This window comes from Perlabentimonas gracilis, from assembly GCF_011174675.1.
In the GTDB taxonomy this organism is placed as follows: Bacteria; Bacteroidota; Bacteroidia; order Bacteroidales; family Tenuifilaceae; genus Perlabentimonas; species Perlabentimonas gracilis.
In genome coordinates, this window is the sequence record NZ_JAANIG010000004.1 from 99,998 (window position 1) to 123,769 (window position 23,772).

Annotated in this window: 18 protein-coding genes; 14 read left to right on the forward strand and 4 right to left on the reverse strand. The window is 42.4% G+C overall.

The genetic code is table 11. The features are described from left to right. Positions 1-4: 4 nt before the first annotated feature. From G8O23_RS03130 to queA, 11 genes are all read left to right on the forward strand, one after another. Positions 5-2,314 carry a GAF domain-containing protein gene (locus tag G8O23_RS03130; protein ID WP_166361658.1) on the forward strand — a complete coding sequence of 770 codons (2,310 nt, stop codon included), beginning with the start codon at positions 5-7 and terminating at the stop codon, positions 2,312-2,314. 43 nt (positions 2,315-2,357) lie between these two features. Next, entirely contained in the window at positions 2,358-3,695 is a 1,338-nt protein-coding gene (locus tag G8O23_RS03135; protein WP_166361660.1) for a deoxyguanosinetriphosphate triphosphohydrolase, read from the forward strand. 119 nt (positions 3,696-3,814) lie between these two features. Then, complete coding sequence (locus G8O23_RS03140; protein ID WP_166361662.1) at positions 3,815-5,329, forward strand: GH3 auxin-responsive promoter family protein; 1,515 nt, start codon at positions 3,815-3,817, stop codon at positions 5,327-5,329. Positions 5,330-5,335: 6 nt separating this feature from the next. Next, positions 5,336-6,112 carry a hypothetical protein gene (locus G8O23_RS03145; protein ID WP_166361664.1) on the forward strand — a complete coding sequence of 259 codons (777 nt, stop codon included), beginning with the start codon at positions 5,336-5,338 and terminating at the stop codon, positions 6,110-6,112. Between the two features lie 77 nt (positions 6,113-6,189). Then, positions 6,190-6,804 (forward strand): deoxynucleoside kinase, encoded by a 615-nt coding sequence (locus G8O23_RS03150; RefSeq protein WP_166361666.1) that lies wholly within the window; start codon positions 6,190-6,192, stop codon positions 6,802-6,804. 163 nt (positions 6,805-6,967) lie between these two features. Next, positions 6,968-9,397 (forward strand): YfhO family protein, encoded by a 2,430-nt coding sequence (locus tag G8O23_RS03155; protein ID WP_166361668.1) that lies wholly within the window; start codon positions 6,968-6,970, stop codon positions 9,395-9,397. Positions 9,398-9,449: 52 nt separating this feature from the next. Next, positions 9,450-10,325, forward strand: a complete 876-nt coding sequence (locus G8O23_RS03160) for a cell division protein FtsX (RefSeq protein WP_166361670.1) — start codon at positions 9,450-9,452, stop codon at positions 10,323-10,325. Between the two features lie 17 nt (positions 10,326-10,342). Continuing rightward, entirely contained in the window at positions 10,343-10,609 is a 267-nt protein-coding gene (locus tag G8O23_RS03165) for a DUF3098 domain-containing protein (RefSeq protein WP_166361672.1), read from the forward strand. 19 nt (positions 10,610-10,628) lie between these two features. Beyond that, complete coding sequence (locus G8O23_RS03170) at positions 10,629-11,420, forward strand: undecaprenyl-diphosphate phosphatase (protein WP_166361674.1); 792 nt, start codon at positions 10,629-10,631, stop codon at positions 11,418-11,420. A 6-nt stretch (positions 11,421-11,426) separates the two neighbouring features. Beyond that, the gene (gene truB / locus G8O23_RS03175; RefSeq protein WP_166361676.1) at positions 11,427-12,134 is read left to right on the forward strand and encodes a tRNA pseudouridine(55) synthase TruB; all 708 of its coding nucleotides are present in this window, start codon (positions 11,427-11,429) and stop codon (positions 12,132-12,134) included. Between the two features lie 168 nt (positions 12,135-12,302). Then, a complete protein-coding gene (queA, locus tag G8O23_RS03180; RefSeq protein ID WP_166361678.1) occupies positions 12,303-13,352 on the forward strand; it encodes a tRNA preQ1(34) S-adenosylmethionine ribosyltransferase-isomerase QueA in 1,050 nt (349 codons plus the stop codon). Between the two features lie 47 nt (positions 13,353-13,399). Here the strand turns inward: queA and G8O23_RS03185 are convergent, their stop codons facing one another. The 3 genes from G8O23_RS03185 to G8O23_RS03195 form a co-directional block, all read right to left on the reverse strand. After that, complete coding sequence (locus tag G8O23_RS03185) at positions 13,400-14,386, reverse strand: hypothetical protein (protein WP_166361680.1); 987 nt, start codon at positions 14,384-14,386, stop codon at positions 13,400-13,402. A 23-nt stretch (positions 14,387-14,409) separates the two neighbouring features. After that, the gene (gene purD, locus G8O23_RS03190; RefSeq protein ID WP_166361682.1) at positions 14,410-15,681 is read right to left on the reverse strand and encodes a phosphoribosylamine--glycine ligase; all 1,272 of its coding nucleotides are present in this window, start codon (positions 15,679-15,681) and stop codon (positions 14,410-14,412) included. A 135-nt stretch (positions 15,682-15,816) separates the two neighbouring features. After that, positions 15,817-19,761 carry a T9SS type A sorting domain-containing protein gene (locus G8O23_RS03195; RefSeq protein ID WP_166361684.1) on the reverse strand — a complete coding sequence of 1,315 codons (3,945 nt, stop codon included), beginning with the start codon at positions 19,759-19,761 and terminating at the stop codon, positions 15,817-15,819. A gap of 198 nt (positions 19,762-19,959) precedes the next feature. On the opposite strand from G8O23_RS03195, the gene G8O23_RS03200 reads away from it, so the two are divergent. Both G8O23_RS03200 and G8O23_RS03205 read left to right on the forward strand, forming a co-directional pair. Beyond that, a complete protein-coding gene (locus tag G8O23_RS03200) occupies positions 19,960-20,811 on the forward strand; it encodes a sulfotransferase domain-containing protein (RefSeq protein WP_166361686.1) in 852 nt (283 codons plus the stop codon). Further along, complete coding sequence (locus tag G8O23_RS03205) at positions 20,801-21,787, forward strand: sulfotransferase (RefSeq protein WP_166361688.1); 987 nt, start codon at positions 20,801-20,803, stop codon at positions 21,785-21,787. The genes G8O23_RS03200 and G8O23_RS03205 overlap by 11 nt, the downstream gene beginning before the upstream one ends. Here the strand turns inward: G8O23_RS03205 and G8O23_RS03210 are convergent. Next, positions 21,742-22,557 (reverse strand): glycosyltransferase family 2 protein, encoded by an 816-nt coding sequence (locus G8O23_RS03210; protein WP_166361690.1) that lies wholly within the window; start codon positions 22,555-22,557, stop codon positions 21,742-21,744. The genes G8O23_RS03205 and G8O23_RS03210 overlap by 46 nt on opposite strands. A 15-nt stretch (positions 22,558-22,572) precedes the next feature. On the opposite strand from G8O23_RS03210, the gene G8O23_RS03215 reads away from it, so the two are divergent. Then, complete coding sequence (locus G8O23_RS03215; protein WP_166361692.1) at positions 22,573-23,751, forward strand: glycosyltransferase family 4 protein; 1,179 nt, start codon at positions 22,573-22,575, stop codon at positions 23,749-23,751. Positions 23,752-23,772 lie beyond the last annotated feature (21 nt).

The window sequence follows — 23,772 nt, forward strand, 5'->3', positions numbered from 1 at the left end:
GTTTATGAAGCGAAAGTTTAATCTTCAGCAAAAGATCATTCTAACGGTTGTTGGGGTTACTGCCATAATTTACGCAGTGGCCATTGGCTACATTAGTTCACGTGCTCGAAAAGCAGCGATGGACGACGCCATTGCCGTTACCCGGGTAACTGCACAGAAGTACGCTTCGGACATGAAGGCGATGCTCGAAAAGGATCTGGCCACAACCAAAACCCTGGCCAACGCTGCAATGACCTACTCGATGCTCGATGACGAGAAATGGAAAGAGGTGTTCCCTGCAATGTACAAGGAGGCAATGGAAACAACACCACACCTTCTCTCCATATGGGACAGTTGGGAACTTCAACATATTGACCCCAATTACAACAAAAATTATGGCCGCTATAAAGCCGAGCTGTGGCGCGAAGGTAGCCAGATCAAAAGTCGTTTTTACCTTGCTAGCCTAACGGGCGATAGCCCTGCCTATGCAAAGATTAAAAACAACCCCTACGATAGGATTGAAAATCCATACTTTGCCAACTTTACAGGCAACGAAAAGGACAACAGGCTTATGACTAGCCTTGTGGTGCCACTACTGAAGAGCGGAAATTTTATTGGAGTAGTAGGTGTTGATATAGCCCTTGAAAGTTTTTACAACCTAATTCACCAAATACGCCCCTTCAAAAACAGCTATGCATTTCTTCTGTCCAACGACCTAAAATACGTTGCTCACCTAAATGCCGACAAATTGGGCGCCAACTCAATGGAGGATTACGAGGTTGTATTTAACAACTACGACGTTCCCCAAAGAGTTGCCAACGGACAGGAGGTGATGTTCCAAACTAAGGACGAAAACAATACCACCTCAATTTTTACCCTAACACCAATTGTTGTTGGGCAAACAGGAAGCCCTTGGTCTTTGGCGGTGGTGGTACCCAGAGCTACAATACTTGCGCAGGCCAATCAAAATTTTACTATATCCATTATTGTTGGCCTGCTTGGTCTGCTGATATTAACGACAATCATTATCTATTACTCCAAAACAATCACTAACCCCATTGTTGCCATAACCGGAATGCTAAAAAGGCTGGCCAAGGGCAACGTATCAAACGATATGTTGCTTGAGGCAAATTCCAACGACGAGATTGCCGAAATGATAGCCGCGTTAAACACCACCATTGGAGCGCTGGGTAAAAAAGTCGATTTTGCGACCCACATTGGCAAAGGCGAACTTAATGCCGAATTCAACACCAACAGCACTGAGGACGCTCTTGGCAAAGCACTGCTTGATATGCGCAACAACTTGCAGCAAGCCGAAAAGGAAAACACCAAGCGCAAGCTGGAGGATCAACAGCGCAGGTGGGCAAACGAAGGGCTAGCCAAGTTTGCCGAAATTCTTAGGCAAGATAATGATAACATTGAGACCCTTTCCAGGTCGATTGTTAGGGAGCTGGTTCAAACCCTCGAAGCCAATCAGGGGGGGCTATTCCTGCTTAACGAGGACGACCCCAAGGAACCCCATTTTGAGCTTAACGCAGCCATAGCCTACAATAGAATTAAGTACAAACAAAAAAAGGTGCTGCTTGGCGAAGGGCTAATTGGAGCCTGTGCCATTGAGAAAAAAACCATTGTGCTAACCGAAATCCCCGATGGCTACATCGAAATAACATCGGGACTTGGTAAAAGCAACCCCAATGCATTGATAATAGTTCCCTTGATGATGGAAGAGAAGGTGCTTGGAGTAATTGAGATCGCATCATTCAACGAATTCCAACCATACCAAGTCGAATTCCTCGAGAAGGTTGGCCAAAGCATCGCATCAACCATAACATCTGTAAGGGTAAACATCAAAACAACGGAACTGCTAACCAAAACCCAACAACAGGCCGAGGAGATGCTTGCGCAGGAAGAGGAGATGCGGCAGAATATGGAGGAACTACAGGCCACCCAGGAGGAGTCGGCACGGCGTACCAACGAAATGCAATGTTTTATCGATGCGCTAAATATCTCGAGTTTTGTTATTGAGTACGATACGCTTGGGTACATCACATCAATTAACGAAGCTTACCTAAGCTTGCTTGGATTAACGCGGGACGAGGTTGTTGGCACCCATCATACCGACAGGATGGAACTTAGCAAGGCGCAAAAGCATGAGTACGATACATTCTGGAATAACCTTAGGAATGGGCTTCCTCAAAAACAGGTTAATCGATTTACGGTTCACGAGAAAACGTATGTTTTTCAAGAGACCTACACCCCAATTAAGAACGACAAGGGCGAAGTGTACAAAATCTTAAAGATATCAAACAATATTACCAACCTGGTTAAAGAATAGTTCCAAACCAAAAAACAAATCAGCCTTGTCGACGCTTCACACAATGGATTGGGAAAAATTGCTTTGCCCCAAACGCTTTGGATGGAAAGAGGGAAGCACCCAGCAACAGGAAACCCGCTCACATTTTCAGCGCGATTACGATCGGATAATCTTTAGCTCACCATTTAGGCGGCTACAGAACAAAACGCAGGTATTCCCTTTGCCCGGCAGCGTTTTTGTACACAATCGTTTAACCCATAGCCTGGAGGTTGCAAGCGTTGGCCGAAGCCTTGGCAACAATGTTGTCCCTTTCATCAAGAAGAATGTAAAAACCAACCTTTCCGATTTGGTTGAGCAGATCCCAACCATCGTTTCCACAGCATGCCTATCGCATGATTTGGGAAACCCCCCATTTGGCCATAGCGGAGAGGAAGCAATTCGTAACTTTTTCAGAAACAACGAGAGCACTCTAAAAAGCGACCTAACCGAGGGGCAATGGAACGACCTGGTGCGTTTCGAGGGAAACGCCAATGCGCTTAGGCTACTTACCCACAAAATGGAGGGCAAGCGTGAGGGTGGATTTCGCTTAAGCTACCCAACCCTAGCATCCATAGTTAAATACCCGTGGGAGTCGACCCTAGAGAGCAAGAAAAAGTTCGGCTTTTTCCAAGCCGAGAAGGAGTGGTACAGCCATATTGCAAGCGAAATGGGCATACCACAAGTAGGGCAAACTCCCTTAAGCTACGCTCGCTACCCCCTGGTATATCTGGTAGAAGCCGCCGATGATATCTGCTACCAACTCATGGATATTGATGATGCTCATAAGCTGGGCATACTACCAACCGAGCAGGTTAAGGATTTATTCATGGCCTTTTTCGATAGCGCTAAGGATAACTCGTGGATATCGAGCATAAACCAAACCCTTGCGGATGTTACCGACCATAACGAGCAGATTGCGTTCCTTCGCTCCATGGCCATTGGCAAGCTAACACAGGAGTGCTCCCAAGCTTTTATCCGCAGCTACAACGATATTATTGTAGGGAATCAAGTACCAGCTCTTATAAACCAGCTCGACGAGGTTGGTAGTGTAGCACTTAAAAGAATCCAAGATATCTCCATAAACCTAGTGTACAATCACCCCACGGTTATTGAAATTGAGCTGGCTGGCTATAAAATCCTTAGCACCTTACTTAACAAAATTTGCCCCGCCCTGCTCGATCCCACCGACAGCTACAACCACAAAATTATTCGACTTATACCCAAGCAATATGTCACTCCTAAAGCGAGCAAATACGAAAACCTAATGGCAGCCGTTGATTTTGTGTCGGGGATGACAGATGTTTACGCTCTCGAGATGTATCGTACCTTCGAAGGAATATCTATTCCTGGAATAAACAGGTAGTTAAGCATAGAGCCTGCTGCAACTTCTTTTACCTTTATTTAACAGTAGGTTAGCCCCATCTGGCCATGGATATCGTCTCATTTTTTATAACTTTGTGGTTAACCGTCAAAACATTAAAAATGCCCATACTACCATCAATCATAAACTGGTTAAACACCAAGCGACTCCATGAAATAGATCTATTTAGGCGATTTCCTTGCGAAGTACAGGAGGATATTTTTAAAAGTTTGATTGAGCGAGCCAAAGGTACAGCCTTTGGTATAGAGCATAGCTTTAGCGAGATAAAATCCATAGAGCAGTTTCAGCGACAGGTGCCAATAGTTGACTACGAAGGAGTAAAGCAATATGTTGATAGGCTTAGGAAAGGTGAAGCCAACGTGCTTTGGCCAGGCGAAATTCGCTGGTTTGCCAAATCGTCGGGAACCACTAGCGACAAGAGCAAATTCATCCCCGTTAGTAGAGATGCCCTAGACGAATGCCACTTTAGGGGTGGCAAAGATGTGCTTGCGCTTTACACAGACTTGTACCCCGAAACAGAAATATTTACTGGAAAAGGGCTTACCCTTGGAGGCAGCCATCAGGTAGACAACTTCAATAACCAGTCGTACTACGGCGATCTTTCGGCCATACTTATTGAGAATATCCCCTGGTGGGCCGATTTTATTCGCACCCCCAGCCAAAAGGTGGCGCTAATACCCGAGTGGGAAGTTAAACTCGAGAAGCTAACCGAAGAGGCGCTTAAAGAGAACGTTACGAATTTAGCCGGAGTCCCCTCATGGAATCTGGTAATGATTAAGCATATACTCGATGTAACCGGCAAGAATAACCTGCTGGAGATATGGCCAAACCTGGAGCTGTTCACCCACGGAGGCGTGAGCTTTACGCCCTATCGCGAGCAGTTTAAAAAGATAATCCCCTCGCCCAACATGCACTATATGGAGACCTACAACGCCAGCGAGGGCTTCTTTGCCATACAAGACGACCCCAACAGCTACGACATGCTGCTTATGCTCGACTACGGCGTGTTTTACGAATTTGTTCCTTTCGATGAGTTCGGAACGCCAAACCCTAAGGCCTGCACCATTAGCGAGGTTGAGCTGAATAAGAACTACGCTATGATTATAACCACCAACTCAGGGCTTTGGCGCTATATGATTGGCGACACGGTAATGTTTACCTCCACATTTCCACATAAAATTAAAATAACAGGCCGCACAAAGCACTACATCAACGCATTTGGCGAGGAGGTAATTATTGACAATGCCGAGAAAGCCCTTAAAGTTGCATGCGAAAAAACGGGTGCGCTTATTCAGGATTACACTGCCGCCCCTATTTATATGGGCGACGAGGCCAAGGGCGCACATGAATGGCTAATTGAGTTTGAAAAAGAACCCAACGACCTAAACTTCTTCACAACCGCACTAGACAACGCCTTGTGCTCCATCAACTCCGACTACGAAGCCAAACGTTACAAGGGCATTACGCTATCGGAGCCAGTGGTTAGGGTAATGAGCAGGGGAACCTTTTTTAAATGGATGAGGGAACGCGGCAAGCTGGGCGGGCAGAATAAAGTTCCTCGCCTGTCGAATACCCGCGAGTATGTTGATGCATTGCTGAAATCGGCGAATAATTAATAGCCTATGTGGTTAGTGAGGCACCTCCTCTTCGCAATAGCATGTCTCGGCCTGCACATCAATTTGGGCATAGCCAACGAACGATCATCATCTCAGAGTAACAACCATAGTAACATATGGATTGTTACCAGCAATGGCGTGCAAAGGATAAGCGACGATGGAGAGGTGTTAGCAACCTACTACAATGCGCACCTTGGCAATCCAACATCACTCGATTGCTCCGACCCCTTTCGTATAATGCTGTTCTACCAACAGCATCAACAGGTAATAATCATTTCCAATAACGGCATAGCCATTGGAAAACCTGTTAACCTAATAGACCTTGGTGTAGGGGAAATTTCGCTTGCGTGCCGTTCGGCCAGAGGGGGAATGTGGCTTTACCATCGCGAGGGTCATGAGCTGCTGCAAATAAACCCTCAGCTCACCCGTGTTGACCAAAAGATAGCTCTAGCCCAAACACAATCTAACCAGCAACCAATCAAAATGATTGAGCGAAATGGGATTATTTACATCGGAATAGCCAGCCAACGTATCGAACGAATCGACAGCTATGGAACAACGCTGGAACCTATTGAGTTAATTTACAACGAGTGGTTTTGGGTTGATGACAAATATCTATGGACACTCAACGAGAATCACATTGAACAGCGGCAGCTTACCCGGCTCGAATCGGAACCAAAATTATTTCACTGCCCCCACAGCATTTCCCCTCTAGTTATCAACGGAAAACCTATGCGCTACGAGAACAAAAAGTTACTTCGCTGCGAAAAATTGGATTATTAGGTAGCAAAACCCATTTTGTTTTTATATTTTTAAACCATTCATAATAAGTCTATAAAATCTTTACTCAACTAGAAACTATGCACATAGCAGTAGCAGGGAATATTGGCTCAGGGAAAACTACCCTTACTCGATTACTCTCGAAGCATTACAATTGGAAACCGCAATATGAGGATGTTGACGACAATCCATACCTAAACGATTTTTACGAGGATATGCAGCGCTGGAGCTTCAACCTCCAGATATACTTCCTCAACAGCCGATTTAACCAAATTGTGGAGATCCGCCGCAAGGGCGAACAGGTAATTCAGGATCGAACCATCTATGAGGATGCATATATCTTTGCTCCCAACCTGCACACCATGGGCTTAATGTCTACCCGCGACTTTAACAACTACAGCAGCCTGTTCCAGCTCATGTGCTCACTAATTCAGCCCCCCGATTTGCTAATATACCTTAGGGCGACTGTTCCAACCCTTGTAAACCAGATTCAAAAACGAGGGCGCGATTACGAGAAGAGCATCCGAATAGATTACCTACAACGATTAAATGAGCGATACGAGGCTTGGATTGGTGGGTACAAGCTGGGGAATCTTCTGATAGTGGAGGTTGACAACCTGAATTTTTCTGAAAACCCAGCCGACCTACGTTCTATCATCAATAAGATTGATGCTCAAATCCACGGGCTATTCTAAATTGCTTTAGCTATCAGCACAAAGTATTTAATGGGGGTGACATAAGCACCCCCTTTTTTACGAAGGCTCACAAAGCAAATTTCACAAAAATTAAAACAGCTGTTAACCCAAAAACTACTATTTTTGAAGATTCTAAGGGCAGTTACAGTAAACCTCGGCACAGATGAAACCAATTATCAGAAAATCTATTCCCCACGCAGTAGCCATCCTTCTGTTTTTCGCAGCCACCAGCATCTACTTTTTTCCCCTAATGCAGGGCAAGGGTATTGTGCAGCATGACATTCAGCAATTCAGAGGATCGGCACAAGAAATTATTGAGCACCGCGAGCAGTATGGAGAGGAACCCCTGTGGACCAACTCTATGTTTGGTGGGATGCCAGCATACCTCATATCCACTAAGTTTTCGGGCAACCTGCTTTCTTTTGTCGACAAAGCCTTACAGCTTACTAAACACCCCGGCAGCTTTATTTTTGTTACGCTGGTTGGGTTTTACATCCTACTACTGGTGCTTGGGGTTAACCCGTGGCTAAGCATAGTGGGAGCATTTGCCTACGCATTTTCATCATACTTTTTTATAATTATTGAGGCGGGCCATAACGCCAAAATGCACGCCATTGCCTACGTAGCGCCAATGCTTGCCGGAGCATTTATGGCTTTTAAGGGGAAGTACTGGGGCGGGTTTGCGCTATTTGCCCTGTTCCTTGGATTAAACCTAAGGGCTGGCCACGTTCAAATTACTTACTACGCCGCATTTATTGGAATTGCCATTGCCATTGCCTACCTTGTAGATGCTCTTAAATCGAAAAACCTTAAACCATACGCCAAGGCCGTTGGAGTACTTGCACTTGCCGCCGTACTTGCTGTTGGGGCAAACTTCTCGAGGCTATACTTCACCTACGAGTCGGGTAAATACTCCATTCGTGGAGCTACCGAGCTGAGTACTCGCGAGGAGGATAGAACATCGGGGCTTGACAAGGAGTACGCTACCGCTTGGAGCTACGGGGTAACCGAAACGCTAAACCTGCTAATTCCAAACCTTATGGGTGGCGCCTCGGGAGCCGACTTTGGAACCAACTCTCACACCTACAAATTTCTTATTGAGAACCGTGTACCCCAGGGTCAGGCTAGGGCAATTGTTAAGCAGTTACCTGCATACTGGGGTCCACAGCCTATGACCTCAGGGCCAGTTTACCTTGGGGCCATTGTGGTATTCCTTTTCATATTTTCGCTATTCATACTTAGAGGCAACCTAAAATGGGCGTTGCTGGGTGTAACAATTCTGAGCATTATGCTTGCTTGGGGAAGAAACTTTATGCCATTAACTGACCTGTTCCTCCACTACTTCCCGGGCTACAACAAGTTCCGAACTGTATCGATGATATTATACATTGCGGAGCTAACCATTCCGCTAATGGCTATTCTTGGGCTTAAGGAGATTTTTCAGGGTAACGTTTCGAAGGCTCAGTTTGTAAAGGGGTTAAAATGGGCCGCTGGTATTGCTGGGGGAATATGCCTATTCTTCCTATTGCTGGGTAGCTCACTTTTCAGCTTCGAGGCCGATATTGACCAGCACTACATAGCCTCTGGATATCCTGCCGAGATGTTCGATGCCATAAGGCACGACCGACAAGCCATGATGCGTGCCGATGCATTTCGCTCCCTTGCATTTATTGTGCTGGGTGCCGGCTTGCTCTACGCATATCATCTTAAAAAGGTGAAACTTACACACTCCATAGCCTTACTAGGCGTGCTAATTATAGCCGATATGTGGACGGTAAATCGTCGATACCTAAACAACGACAACTTTGTTCCCCAAGCTAGGGTTGAGGTTCCATTTACCCCAAGCGGGGCCGACAAGCAGATACTTGCCGATACCACCCCGCATTTTAGGGTTTACAACCGAACGGTAAGCACCTTTAACGATGCCAGCACATCGTTCTTCCACAAATCGATTGGAGGGTACCATGGCGCTAAGCTAAGGAGGTATCAGGAGCTGATTGACTACCACATATCACGCGGAAATATGGCGGTTATTAACATGCTCAACACTCGGTATGTGATTGATGCCACCGAGCAGGGTCAGGTGGCACGCCTCAACCCATCGGCACTGGGCAACGCTTGGTTTGTTGAGAATGTTATGGTTGTTGAGAATGCCGACCAGGAGATTGAAGCGCTCAACCATTTCGACCCGCAAACAACAGCCATTGTAGATAAACGATTTGCATCAAATCTTAGCGATTACAATGCTAAGCCAACCGAGGGAGAGTTTATACAGCTAACTGACTATAGAGCCAATAGGCTTACCTACCAGTACAGTTCGAATAGCGATAAGCTAGCGGTTTTTTCCGAAATTCATTACCCCGTTGGCTGGCAGGCTACAATTGACGGCCAAGAAGTTGAACACATAAGAGTAAACTACGTACTTAGGGGGGCAATGCTCCCAGGTGGAAACCACGAGGTGGTATTTGAGTACAAGCCCAAAATGTTTAGGGCAGGATATGCTGTAGATTTAGCATCTTCCCTACTAATCATGCTGCTGGTTGTTGGTTGGATTGGGTTTAACCTGTTTAAAATGTGGCGCACCGAAAATTAGAAATCGATTATTGGTATCATTTCACGATAGTTAAGCTAACTTTGCACCCACTATGAAGGCAGAAAAACGAAGCACCAAATGGCGACTGAGGAGTTCGTACCTCTCATCCATCATTAGCAATGCGCTAGTACTATTTATGCTAGGCGTACTAATGCTGCTTATCTTTAATGCCCAAAGGTTATCAACCTATGTTAAGGAGAACATAGGGTTTTCGGTGATTCTGCATGATGATGTTCGCGAAGTGGATGCCAATTTCCTCCGCAAAACGCTAGACGCATCGCCCTACGTGCGGCTAACCGAGTATGTAACCAAGGAGGAAGCTGCACGCGAGCTACAGCAGGAGCTGGGCGAAGATTTTATTGGTTTCCTTGGATATAATCCCTTGTCTTCATCCATTGAGGTTAGGCTAAAAGCCGACTACGCCAACCCCGACAGCATAAGGAAAATTGAGGATGAGCTTATGGCTCATAGGCCTGTGAAAGAGGTTTTCTACCAAAAATCGCTAGTAAACCTTATAAACGAAAACGTTCAGAAAATTAGCGCCATAATCCTACTTTTTAGTGGGCTCATGCTATTTGTGGCCATTGTGCTAATAAACAACACCATAAGGCTATCGGTTTACTCCAAACGGTTTTTAATAAACACCATGAAGCTTGTAGGTGCCACATGGGGTTTTATACGCAAACCCTTCCTGGTTAGAGGAATGCTCCATGGTTTTTACGCATCGTTACTGTCGCTCGCAATGCTTGGTGGAGTTATATACCTTGTACAGCATGAGTTTTACGAAGTAATAAACTTTGGCCAAATTGGACTAATGCTAGCCATTACGGGTCTCATAATCCTATTGGGCATCATTATTAACCTTATCTCCACGTCGCTAGCCGTTGGCAAGTACCTACGACTTAAAGCCGACGAGCTATACTACTAAACAAAACACAACAGCATATGTCAAAAAATCAACAAAAACAGCAGGACAAGCCAACCGCCGATATGTTTCCCCTGGGGAAAGAAAATTACAAGCTCATGATTATTGGCCTGGGAATCATCATCATCGGTTTTGTGCTTATGATTGGAGGTGGCTCCGATGGCCCCAACGTATTCAACGAAGAAATATTCAGCTTTCGACGCATAACCCTAGCGCCAATAATTGTTCTCTTTGGTTTTATCTTTCAGATATATGCCATCATGAAGAGACCGAGTACCAAGGAGTAAACCATAAAATTTTTTACCGATGGATTTTTTACAGGCCCTAATCCTTGGAATAGTTCAAGGACTAACCGAGTTTTTACCCGTTAGCAGTTCCGGTCACCTAGAGATAGGCAAGGTGTTGCTGGGAGTTGATGTTGAGGAAAGCCTCAGCTTTTCTGTTGCTGTACACAGCGCCACTGTGCTAAGCACAATAGTTGTGTTCTGGAAAGATATTGTGGCCCTGTTTAAGGGGCTTTTTCAGTTTAAATGGAACGAGGAAACGAAGTTTGTAGCCCTAATACTCATCTCAATGATTCCGGTTGGAATTGTGGGGGTATTTTTCAAGGATAGCGTGGAGGGGTTCTTCGATGGGAACCTCCTATTAGTGGGATTTATGTTGTTGGTTACTGCCACCCTACTCACCCTATCGATGGTAATTAAGCATAAACAGGAGCGCGATATAAACTTTTTTGATGCATTAGTAATTGGTATTGCACAAGCATTAGCTGTAATGCCAGGCATATCGCGTTCAGGGGCAACTATAGCCACTGGGCTTATGCTGGGTAAACGCAGACCCGAAGTGGCTCGATTCTCCTTCCTTATGGTATTGCTGCCCATACTTGGTGCCAATTTTATTGATATTGTTTCTGGCGATTTTTCGTCCGAGGCAGGTGTAGGTATTATGCCATTGGCTGTTGGGTTTGTCTCGGCATTTGTTGTGGGTCTGTTTGCCTGCAAACTAATGATTTCGCTAATTAAGCAAAAAAGGCTTATCTGGTTTGCCATATACTGTGCCGTTGTTGGCTCCATTGCCATAGCTTCATTCATACTCTAAAAATATATGAGGTTCACATTCGATAAGGAAACGGACTGGAGAGAGGGGGTGGTATTGCTATTCGACAAGCCACTGGAGTGGACCTCCTTTAACCTTGTAAGCAAGGTTCGCTCGTTGCTGTACCACCGCCTAGGTTACAAAAAGATTAAGGTGGGGCACGCTGGCACGCTCGACCCACTGGCCACAGGGCTTCTTATTGTGTGCGTTGGCAGGGCAACCAAGCAGGTACCCTTACTACAGGATAAGGAAAAGGAGTACATCGCTACATTCTATATAGGTGCAACTACTCCATCGTTCGACTTGGAGACGGAAATAGATAATAAGTACCCAACCGAGCACATAACCAGAGAGAAGATTAACGATGTGGTGGCAAGCTTTGTAGGGCCACAGATGCAGATACCGCCTCTATTCTCTGCAAAGTTTGTTAACGGTGGCAGAGCTTACAAGCTTGCCCGCAAAGGTGTAGATATGCAGCTCGAGCCATCGCCCATTGTTATCTACGATTTGGAGGTTATTAACTACGAACATCCTAAGATTACGCTAAAAGTTAAGTGCAGCAAAGGAACGTACATAAGGGCCTTAGCCCGCGATTTTGGTGAAAAACTTGACTCCGGTGCCCATCTGGTTGAGTTGCGGCGAACCGCCATCGGCGATTTTAGGGTAGAAGATGCCTTTACCCTAATAGATTTTGAAAAAAATATTGAGGCAATGTAACCAACTTCATATTGCTCCGTATAAGGTGCACAGTGCCCATAAGTGCGCATAACCACTGGATTTTCCTAGTAATCAACGAAAACATCAAAAAAAAATATGCTGTGGTTTGAACCAATGTGCATATTTAGTAGTTACCTTTGCAAACTCTTTTAAATAAACTCTTTTTCAATGAAGTTATCCCAGTATAAGTACAACCTACCGCAAGAGCTGATAGCAAAATTCCCTGTCGAAAACCGCGATGAATCGCGCCTAATGGTGCTTAACAGAAAAACCAAAACCATTGAGCACAAGGTGTTCAAAGATATCATCGACTATTTTGACGATGGTGATGTGATGGTTTTTAACAACACCAAGGTTTTTCCTGCTCGACTATACGGTAACAAGGAGAAGACTGGCGCCGAGATAGAGGTTTTTCTACTTAGGGAGTTAAACAAGGAGCAACGCCTCTGGGATGTACTGGTTGACCCTGCCCGTAAAATACGCATAGGGAACAAGCTTTACTTTGGCGACGACGATGTGCTGGTAGCAGAGGTTATTGATAACACCACCAGCCGTGGCCGAACCCTCCGATTCCTATTTGATGGAACATACGAGGAGTTTAAGAGCACTCTTTACCGTTTGGGCGAAACCCCGCTACCAAAGTTTATTCGCCGTGAGGTTACCCCCGAGGATAAGGAGCGTTACCAAACCATATACGCCAAGCACGAGGGCGCAGTTGCTGCTCCAACCGCTGGACTTCACTTTAGCCGCGAGCTCCTAAAACGGCTCGAGATTAAAGGGGTAGATTTTGCCGAGATAACCCTTCATGTAGGCCTAGGAAACTTCCGCAGCGTTGATGTGGAAGACCTAACCAAGCACAAAATGGACTCGGAGCAGATAAACATACCCGAAGATGCCGTAAAAATTGTGAACTCAGCAAAAGACCAAAAGAGTAAAATTTGTGCTGTGGGAACCACAGTGCTTCGAACCCTCGAGAGTTCAGTTTCAACCGATGGATACCTGAAGCCTTTTGCCGGATGGACAAATAAGTTCATTTTCCCTCCATACGAATTTAGCGTTCCCGATGCCATGGTTACTAATTTCCACCTGCCGCTATCAACCCTACTCATGATGGTATCGGCTTTTGCAGGCTACGATTTTCTTTTTGATGCATACAAGCTGGCCATATCGGAGAAATACCGATTTGGAACCTATGGCGATGCAATGCTAATTATATAGAATTAAGAAAAACTATCAAAATAGAGCCTGCTGTTTAGCGGGCTTTTTTATTTTGGTATAAACTGCATTAGAATTACCAAAACCAAAAGGGTAACAAAAAGTATCTCCGGAAAAATCCGACCCCGGGCAAAGGTAAAGTAGCTTGAAAGAAAGTACGAGAAGGGAATTGCGAACAGGAATACTGTTTCGGCTGATACGAATGGAACCACAATAGTAGCAGTCCCCACCAAAAGTATCATAATTAGAAATATGCTATGGTACTTTCGCACATTGATCTTTTGTGTTGGTAAGCCCGAAACAACAAACCCACCCGTTACTAAAAGCATAAATAGAGCAAAAGATAACCAAACAACGAAAGCTAGTCCAGTATCAAAAAAACTAAAGGCCACCCCATCGGCTATGGTATTGAAGACGATTGTGGTTAGGGCCATATCGTCGTTAAAGTAGTAGTAGAAAAACCAGCCAAAAAACAAGGGGGTTACAAAACCTAGCGTAGCCGCCAGCCAGGATCTTACTGAGGTTACATTTAGTATAACTATTGAAAAAAGAATTAGCAAAAATAGTATAATGGTGGGCAGGTAGAAAAGCGTACCCAATGCTGTGTAAAAACCAGCCTTAAACAGCCTGTCGAGGGAATTTCCTGCCAGCGATGCAAACAAACTATTGACTGTTAGTATTGCAAAAAAAGCAGCAAAAACTGCAGGGTTGAGAGTTTGCAACGAAATGAAGCCAGAGCAAATTATGATGTAAAAAAGGGAGGGTAAATAGGTTCGGTTCTTAATTAGTATGTACCGGGTGTTAAGCTGGATTAGCAGAGAGCCGTTGATGATAACTAAACCAAGTGTAAGTAGGCTACCCCAGATGCTTCCAACGGGTATAATCGACTGCAAAAGGGCATATAATGGCATTTTATAGTAGGAGAAATCGGCAACTTCGCCTCCCCAGAAAAGAGATTTAAGCCAAGCTGCTACACCTAACACCACAATCGACACCAGAACTCCAGGGAGAGGCTTCCTAAAAAACTTTAGCAACATAGGAGCTACAATTAAATATTGGTTTACACTAAATCCTTTCCTATATCACGACGAAAGTACTTATTCTCGAAATCAATCTTAGAGGCTAGGCTATACGATACCTCAAGCGCACTGGAGGTGCTATTGGCAATGCCCACGCAAGCCATAACCCTGCCACCCGAAGTAACCAGCTTATCTCCCACATACTTGGTGCCAGCATGAAAAGCTAGGCCGTTATCAATGGCAAACTCGCCCGATACAATTTTTCCTTTAGAGTAATCGCCCGGATACCCACCAGATACAAGTATAACTGCTGTTGCCGACTGTGAATTAAACTCCACCTCAGCCTCGCTAAGCTTTCCCTGAGATGTAAGCACAAGCAGCTCCAACAAATCGGTCTTAAGCCTAGGCATAACCACCTGTGTTTCGGGATCGCCCATACGAGCATTATACTCTATGACAAAGGGATCGCCACTCACATTCATTAGGCCAACAAAAATAAACCCTTTGTAGGGAATACCCTCCACCTTTAGCCCTTCGATGGTAGGCTTAACGATACGCTCATCGACCTTAGCCATAAACTCTGCATTGGCAAATGGAACGGGCGAAACCGCTCCCATCCCACCGGTATTGGGGCCTGTATCTCCCTCGCCAATACGCTTATAGTCCTTGGCCTCGGGAAGTATTACATATCCATCGCCATCGGTTAGTACAAATACCGACACCTCAATGCCCTGCAAAAACTCCTCAATTACAACGGTATTACCAGCATCGCCAAACTCGCCTCCAAACATCTGGTTTAGGGTATCCTCGGCCTCTATTAAATCGCTGGAAATAACAACTCCTTTACCAGCCGCCAACCCATCGGCCTTAAGAACATAGGGTGGCTTAAGAGTTTTAAGGAACAACATTGCATCATCCTTTTGGCTGCTGCAAAAACTTTTGTATTGAGCCGTTGGTATACCATGTCGCATCATGAAACCCTTGGAGAAATCCTTGCTCCCCTCGAGCATGGCACCTGCTCGGGTTGGCCCTATTACTGGGATATGTTTGAGATCATCATCGGCCAAAAAGAAATCATGAACGCCCTTAACCAAAGGATCCTCGGGTCCCACCACCACCATCTCTATGCTTTTGGTAATAACCAGCTGCTTGATAGCGGCAAAATCTACAGGGTTAACATCAACATTCTCTCCCAGCGTAGCAGTTCCTGGGTTTCCGGGTGCTATGAATAGCTTGCTAAGGATTGGGCTCTGACTAAGTTTCCATGCCAAGGCATGCTCCCTGCCTCCCGAACCGAGTAAAAGTACATTCATGATTTAAAAGGGTTGTTTGGTTGGTGTAAAAATAGGCCAATAGTTTCAATTGCCAAAGATTTGAGCAAGCTCATTTGGGGCAACACCAAAAAGAAAGCCCCGAAAAAATCGGGGCTTCAATAAACGTGACTAATATTAGTTATCCTTTACCATTCGGTAAATGGCGCTCTCGCCATCATGCGATACAATACGCAAGAGGTAAACTCCTGAGGATAACGATTGGGTATTAATCCTGTCGGTGCCATCGAGCTGAACCTCCATCACCTTTTGACCAGCGATATTGGTGATAACTACACGTTTCACCTTATGCGAATCGGAAATTCGAATCTCGTTGGTAAACGGATTGGGGAACAGCTTGATATCAGAGATTTCGTTCAGGTCAGCACTTACAGCAACCATATTAATAGCCAGCTGCACATTATCTCCATTAACGGTAAAGGTACTCTGGTAGTCAATGTAGTTGGTAGCTGTTATTGTATAGCTATATGTACCATCGGCAGCGTCAATTGTTGCCACACCAGATGCATTGGTTACAACCGGGCTAAACCCGCTAACGCTTACCTGTGCGTTTTCAATTGGCTGCTGACCCGGATCCTTAACATTAAAGGTAACCGTATAGGTGGGAATGCTTGTTACGTTAACGGAAATTTTGTTGCTCTCGCCAGTGCACCCAGCCTTGGTAACCAAAACGCTATACTCGCCCTGTGAAGTTGCAGTATAAGTTGCGTTGGTGGCATTGGCTATATCGGCACCATCCTTTTGCCACTGATATGCAGCATCGGTAATATCAACGGTAAAGGTAACGCTAACCTCCTCGCCTTCGGTCCAGTCTGTGCGATCGCTGGTACTAATTGTTGGCGAGGGGATGGGGTTGACGGTAACAGCTAAGTCTACATACTTCTCGCCACAAACATTAACTCCAGTAGCCGTTGCCCTAATGATGAAATCGGAATCAGCACTAGAGACCTCTCCTGTGGTAGGGTTAACGGTAGCCGTTCCGCTTTCGATAGAATAAGCGATAGTTTCGGCGTTCTCTGCTGTAGCAAGGTAAACCTCGGAGCTACCAGCACAAAGCATTGAAGCACCTGAAGTAAAGCTTGGCTCACCCACATTGGGTGTTACAGCAATTGTAATCTCATCACTTTGGCTTGTGCATCCGGCCGTATTCATCCCAACAACTTTCACCACCATTCCATTGGTTGGGTTTGGTATAGTAAAAGTGTTCACTGTACTAAACTCGCCTTGCTGTACTTCATCTACAAAAAACTGATAACTAAACCCTGAAGATGCAGTAACGAGAATCTCAGTACCTTCGCAAACGTCAGTGTCAGGGCTCACATCAACTGTAAATGAAGGTGCAGCGTAGCTAGATGAAAGGTTTACTGAGGATCCCACAACGCAACCATACTTATCGGTTACTGAATATGTGTATGAACCAACGGTTAGGTTATATTGATCCTTTTGCTCGTTGACCAAACCACTGCCACTGCTCGTTGACCAATTAAAGTTGTATGGTTGCGACCAGCCATTCACGGTTAGCTGTATTGAACCATCGTTATCGGCTGGACAGGTAGTTTTTGTTACTGTAGGTGTTGCGCTTAATGCAAATGCGGGTTCGCCAATAAGTACGGGCATAAGCGATATTGAAATATCATCGCTAGCGTCTGAGGGAGTCCCCATATCATCGGTTAGGGTAACAGAGTACTCACCTGCAGATAGATTTGTTGCAGTAATAACATTGCTTTGCCCACTACTCCATTCAATGGTTACCCCACCGGTTGAGTTAAAAAAGTCTACGGAAGCAAATCCATCACTTCCACCTTTACACTTAGGATTAACGGTCTCTACTATCCTCGCATTAAAAAGATGCTTATCATCAACATTAACACTTGTGTCTTTGAAACAACCATTTGCATCATACAAACTAAGAATGTAGGTTCCTCCACGTATGCCAAACAAATCCTCATCAGTAGATTCAAAACCATTGGGACCTTTCCATATTATAGTATACGGTTCACTTCCATTATTAACCATAAGATCGATTGAGCCATTAGGACTTGCTGGTGTTGAACTCGTGTTACCTGTTATAATGGACCCATCAAAATGGATTTGGAGTGGTTGTTTTATCTCAAAGGTTTCGGTTGCAAAGCAACCATTCTCGTCGGTAACAGTAACCACATAGGTTCCTGCAGTTAATGAGCTTTGGTTTTGTGAAGTAGGAACAACCCCATACCCATCAGGCGTATCCCAGAAATAGGTGTACTCACCAACACCTCCGGTAACGGTTAAGGTAATCCCACCATTCTCACCACCATAGCAACCGGTTACATCGGTTACAACTCCGTTTATATCGATGGGGTCGGGTGCAATTAGGTGGTAAAACTTGGTAACCGTTCTGCCCAAATCATCGGTAACAGTAAATTTATATACCCCTGCCTCCAAATTGTCATAGCTTAGAGGAGCGGAGTATACACCGGCATCAATTTCATCGCCCCCAACTAGGCTAACCTCGTATGAGTAGGGCTCCTGACCTCCGCCAAAAACCTCAAGCCCAAGCGTTCCATCATGCCCCTCGGAGCATGAGATTTCGGAAACTGTGGGTAGGATGTGGATATTGATGTGTTTGGCTAGGAACATATCCTTGCCACCACCATTGACAAAACTAGCGATTTCTGGAATGTTTAGGTATTCAGAGGTGAATGAACCGCTTATGAACGAATTACCAGCACTACTTAAAACGACAGACGCATCATCCTCATTATTATAACCACCAAGTGATGTTGAACTAAGATATTGGCCACTTGACGAGTAGTTAACAAGAAAAACATCCAAACCTCCAGTATATACGAGTGTATCAACTGGATTATTTGAATTTGGTATATGTATATCTGCATTAAACTTCCCCACTACACTTACAACTTTATTACGAGTGTAAACATCCCTAATCTTATCTCCACCAGTTCCACCAACCAATTCAACCCATTCAATGTCTCCATTTGATATATACTTTGCAATCCAACCATCATAACCAAAAGCAGATTTAACAACTTCTTCTTTATCGCCATTAGAGAATGAAATAGTTGTGTTTCCTTCTCCAACAGCATAAAGACTTCCTTCTTCGTCAGAAGAAAACCTAGTTCCTTGAGTTATGTTAACTCCTCCCCCCTCCATACCCTGAACGGTTCTTACCCAAGAGACTGTACCGTTAGATAAGATACGAAAAATTGCCACAGCCTTATTCCCTAATGCAGTAGCACTAACGGAAGCTCCTGGTATGTTAATATCGGTAGTGAAGTCTACGCCAAGGTAGACACCGTTGTCTGCAGCTGTACAAATGCCACCCAGCACTCTGGCATACTTTGTTGATGCAAAATGAATGTGCCATTGATATTCAGCATTTTTATCATATTTAGCAAGAAAACCGTCACCAGAGCTATTCCCAAATGTTTTATTTATTGGATCAGGAGTGATTTCTCCAGTGCTTTTTAATGTGAGGGTTGGGCTATTGAAGTAACCCCCAATAAATATATTGTTAAATTCATCTGTAGTAACACCAAACCCCCTATCATCACCTGTACCCTGAGCAATATTATATACCCAAATAAGATTCCCATTATTATCATATTTAGCAAGAAAGACATCCTGCGCCCCAGAACTTGTAATAAACTGATTATCTGACGGGTTGATACTCTCAAATTCACATAAGCCGTCAGTATCAGAGCGAAACAACCCAGTTATAACAATATTACCTGAAGCATCAACTGTAAGTCCCTTAATATTTGTTAAATCATTATTACCTATTCCGACTACCCAATCTAAACTACCACCAGGAAGATACTTTGCTAGGAAAGGAGTATTGGCCATAGAGTATAATTCAATATCGAATCCAACAAAAGTAGTTGTACTGATCTTAGCTCCTGCTACTATTATATTATCCATATCATCAATAGCTGTTATCTGATTGAAAATATTACCAGAGCCTGTCACATGCCTTGCCCACTCCCAGTTTTGAGCAGTTATGCTACAAAGTTGGACAACAGATATAAATATTATAATGGAAATAATCTTCACTGTTCTCATCAAAGTAATATTTTGTGATAATAATTATTAATCTACTAAATACCTGGTAAAAATATAAAGTTAACATATTAACTTTACTGACGCAATCATTAAAATGTTTTTTATTTTGATTAACTGTCTGAAATAATAGGTGAACGAAAGAAAACATATTCTTGTGTTAAATATATTCTATTGTAAAAAAGGGGTTTAGCAAAATATATGGGTAAGAGGATCAGGGTTTTAATACGGCTTGCAAAGGATTATTTATGGTCCTATCTGGCTATTGTTTTCTTAAGAAGCTACTTTAGGGATATTAGATGTTTTATACTTTTCGTTGGGTATCCAAGAAGTGGACACAGCTTAATTGGCTCTTTACTTGACGCTCACCCAAATGTAATTATAGCTCAAGAATTGAATGCCTTACAATACTTTACAAAGGGGTTTTCAAAAGAACAGGTGTTTTCTCTGCTAATAAAAAACTCTAAAGAAGTCGCAAACAAGGGTCGTCAATCCACAGGTTATTCCTATGTTGTACAAGAGCAACATCAGGGCAAATTCAATAAACTAAGCGTTATTGGTGATAAAAAAGGATGGGCATCCTCTTTACTTCTACAAGCAAATTCTGACTTAAGGTTTCTTTTAAATACAAAAATAAAAATAAAAATAAAGTATATCCATATCTACAGAAACCCATTTGATAATATTACAACATGGGCCAGAGGGGGAAATAGAAAGAAAAATGTGGTCGATGAGAGAAATCTACTAAGAGTTGTTGATCAATATTTTGAAAGTGCTGATATGGTATCTATACTCAGAGACGATCCTAATGTAGATTTAATTGATTTAAAGCATGAGGATTTTATCAAAAACCCTAGATTACATCTAGCACAACTATGTTCATTCATTGGAGTTGAGGCCTCATCTAAGTATTTGAATTCTTGCAGTAGAATTGTGTTCACTGAGCCAAAAATCACTCGATACTCCATTTTCTGGCCTCAAAAGATTGTGGAGGATGTTTATGAAAGAATGAGCAAACATCCATTGTTAAGAGACTACAGATATGAGATTTGAATTAACAAAAAGTCACTGTGAAGTTTCTTTCCTTTTCATAGGATATTGTGATCGTTCTGGATCAACCTTCCTTTTGAAAGAACTTAGCAATTATGAGGGTGTTATTGTTTGTCCAGAAGCAGATGTTTTAGTTCGGTTATTATTAAAAAACCCATCAAAAAATGTTTCTCCAATATTTCTAAGAAAATTCAACTCTATTTGCAAAACCGACCCAAAACTTAGATTATGGGATTTATCACCTTTAAATGAAAAACTTACAACAAGATTAGACCTATTCTTCAAACTACTCATACAGTTTTCTAAAAATGAAAACAGAAAAACTTCATTAATTGTTTTTAAAGAAAGAAGTATTTTACACTACAAGAAAATCTTAGAAAGTTATCCTGTTAATAGCAATTTTTTAGCTATAATAAGAGATCCAAGAGCGGTATTTCTGTCCCAAAAAAAAGCATACAACTCATACAGGAATAAACCATTAGCAATTAACCCAGTTACATTTACTAAACAATGGAACTCATTTATTTTCAATTTGCATACTCTTAGACGAAACAAGGAGAAAATAATAGAGGTTAAATATGAGAATTTGATCAATAAATGCGAAATAACAATTAACTCAATTCTACAACAACTTATCCCTTTGCTTTCTGAATCAAGAAAAGACTTTCATAAATCTGAAAAGTTTGAACTTTTCTTAGAAAAAGAATCTATCAAACATTCTCTAGTAGGTCATCCGCCTCATTTTGAAAGAATTGATGCCTGGAAGACCGATCTCTCTTTGTTCGAGATTACATATATTGAAAGAGAAACTAGAAAAAAAATGCAAACATTTGGCTATATCACCTATAACAACTATAAGAAAAATAATGCTTCCTTAATTATAAAATTTCACTTGCATCATTTTGTAAGCAATTTAAAATGGCGGTTAATTGTTTATCTTAGAAAGATACGTTTTGTCGGCTTTACTAATAACCAATAAAAAAATGCTTTTAATACAACAAGAATTATAAACCTAAAAAACAATTTGATATTATTGAAATTAAAGCCTAGTCTTAAAAATATTAATAACCTCACCCTAAAAGAATTTAATAATTGCATTTTTTTTCTTGTGGAAGAAATATTCTGATTCCATACCCTATAATGTACTAAAATTACTTCATCAACAAAACAGTCATATTTTACAGCAAATCGAGTCCACAATTCATAATCTAAACTTGTTCTGAATGATTGATTGTACATACCTAGCTCAATGAAAGTGCGCCTACAAAAGAAAGAGGACGAGTGACATAAAAGACAATTCTTCATTATCTCCCTTCGAAACTTCAGGCTATCTATGGTTTTATAATCGTTAAACATTTTAATGTTTTCTATCATTCTTCCCACTTCGTCAATGGGCACTACTGAAGACCCAAGAAGTTTAATATTAGGGTACTTGTTCATAAACTCAACTTGGTACTCAAGTTTTTTAGAAACCCATACATCATCATGATCAATCCTTGCAATAAATTCACCCTTGGCTCGATTAATGCCAATATTTGCAGATAAAGGAATTCCTAATCGGGAATTGTCAATTTGATTGATTCGATTATCTTTGGTTGCGTAATATGAAATGATATCGGCAGTTAAATCTGTAGAACCATCGTTAACAATAATAAACTCAAAATCTCTATAACTTTGAGCTAAAACGCTTTCGATAGAATATTTTAAGTGCTTTTCTCCGTTAAAAACTGTCATTACAACTGATACCATATAAATTCATTTTTTGTGAAAGTACAAAAAGTATATAATATCCTAGTATGTGTTTCTTTTGTACATCCTATAATATCAGGCGATGGCAACAATGCAATGGCACTATCATCAGAATTTGTTTCAAAAGGTCATAGTGTAACAATTGTAAGCCTAAATCCAAAAAATACCCTAAAAAATAGGACTTATCTAGATGGGGTTAAAGTATATAGGACGCCTTATTACAAATCAACTTTTATTGGAAAAGTCCTATCTCGTTTGCTTTACATAACTTTTGTATTTTTTCAAATCTTAAAATCTGATACCGTTATAATTTTTGGAAGAATGTTAGGGTTTACCTCTACATTATTAATATCCATATTGTTAAGAAAAAGAATTGTATTTAGGTCAACATTGATGGACTTTGACGATCCCAAAACACTTTGTGTTGGAGATAGTTTATCAAAAAGGTTTAGCCACTTCCTTTTTAAAAATATTACCATATACTATGCCACCACCCCATCTTTTGGAAATCGGTGGACCAGCATAGGATTACCACCCAATAAAATATTCCAAAAACCTTCTGGGATTAATATAGACACTTTTAGCCCCTCATCAACTTTTGAAAAAACAATTCTTAAAGATAAAATTGGATTGCCTCAGAACACATTAATTATATGTTCTATCGGTGATTTATGCTTCAGAAAAGGATATGATAGCATTGCTTTGGTATTAGGAAGAATAAAAAATCCTTTCATTTACATTGTTCTTGGCATAAAGGAGGCAGACCCTTTGCTTTGGGGACAGAAATCCAATGCTAATGAAATAGAAACAGTGAAAAATATTCTATATAGTAATCTTAATGAAAGAATAATTCTATTTGGGCTTGTTGATAATCCACAGGATTTTTTGAAAGTATCCGATGTTTTTTTGCATTTTTCTAATTCCGAAGGATTATCAAATGCTATGCTACAATCTATGGCATGTGGAATTCCAATGGTTGTCAAGCCAATTGATGGGGTTTTAAATTATTTTCTTATCGATAATGAGAATTGTCTGTTTGCTTGCAACTGGCTTGAGTTAGAGAAAAAAACGGTCAGCCTTCTTGAAAATGAAAACATAAGAAAGACTCTGGGTCAAAATGCTCACAAATGTGCAGTTGAACTATTCAACATCTCTAGAATTACATCGGACCTTTTGAGTAGATTTGATCCCTAAAAAAATTTAAAAGCATTTAGT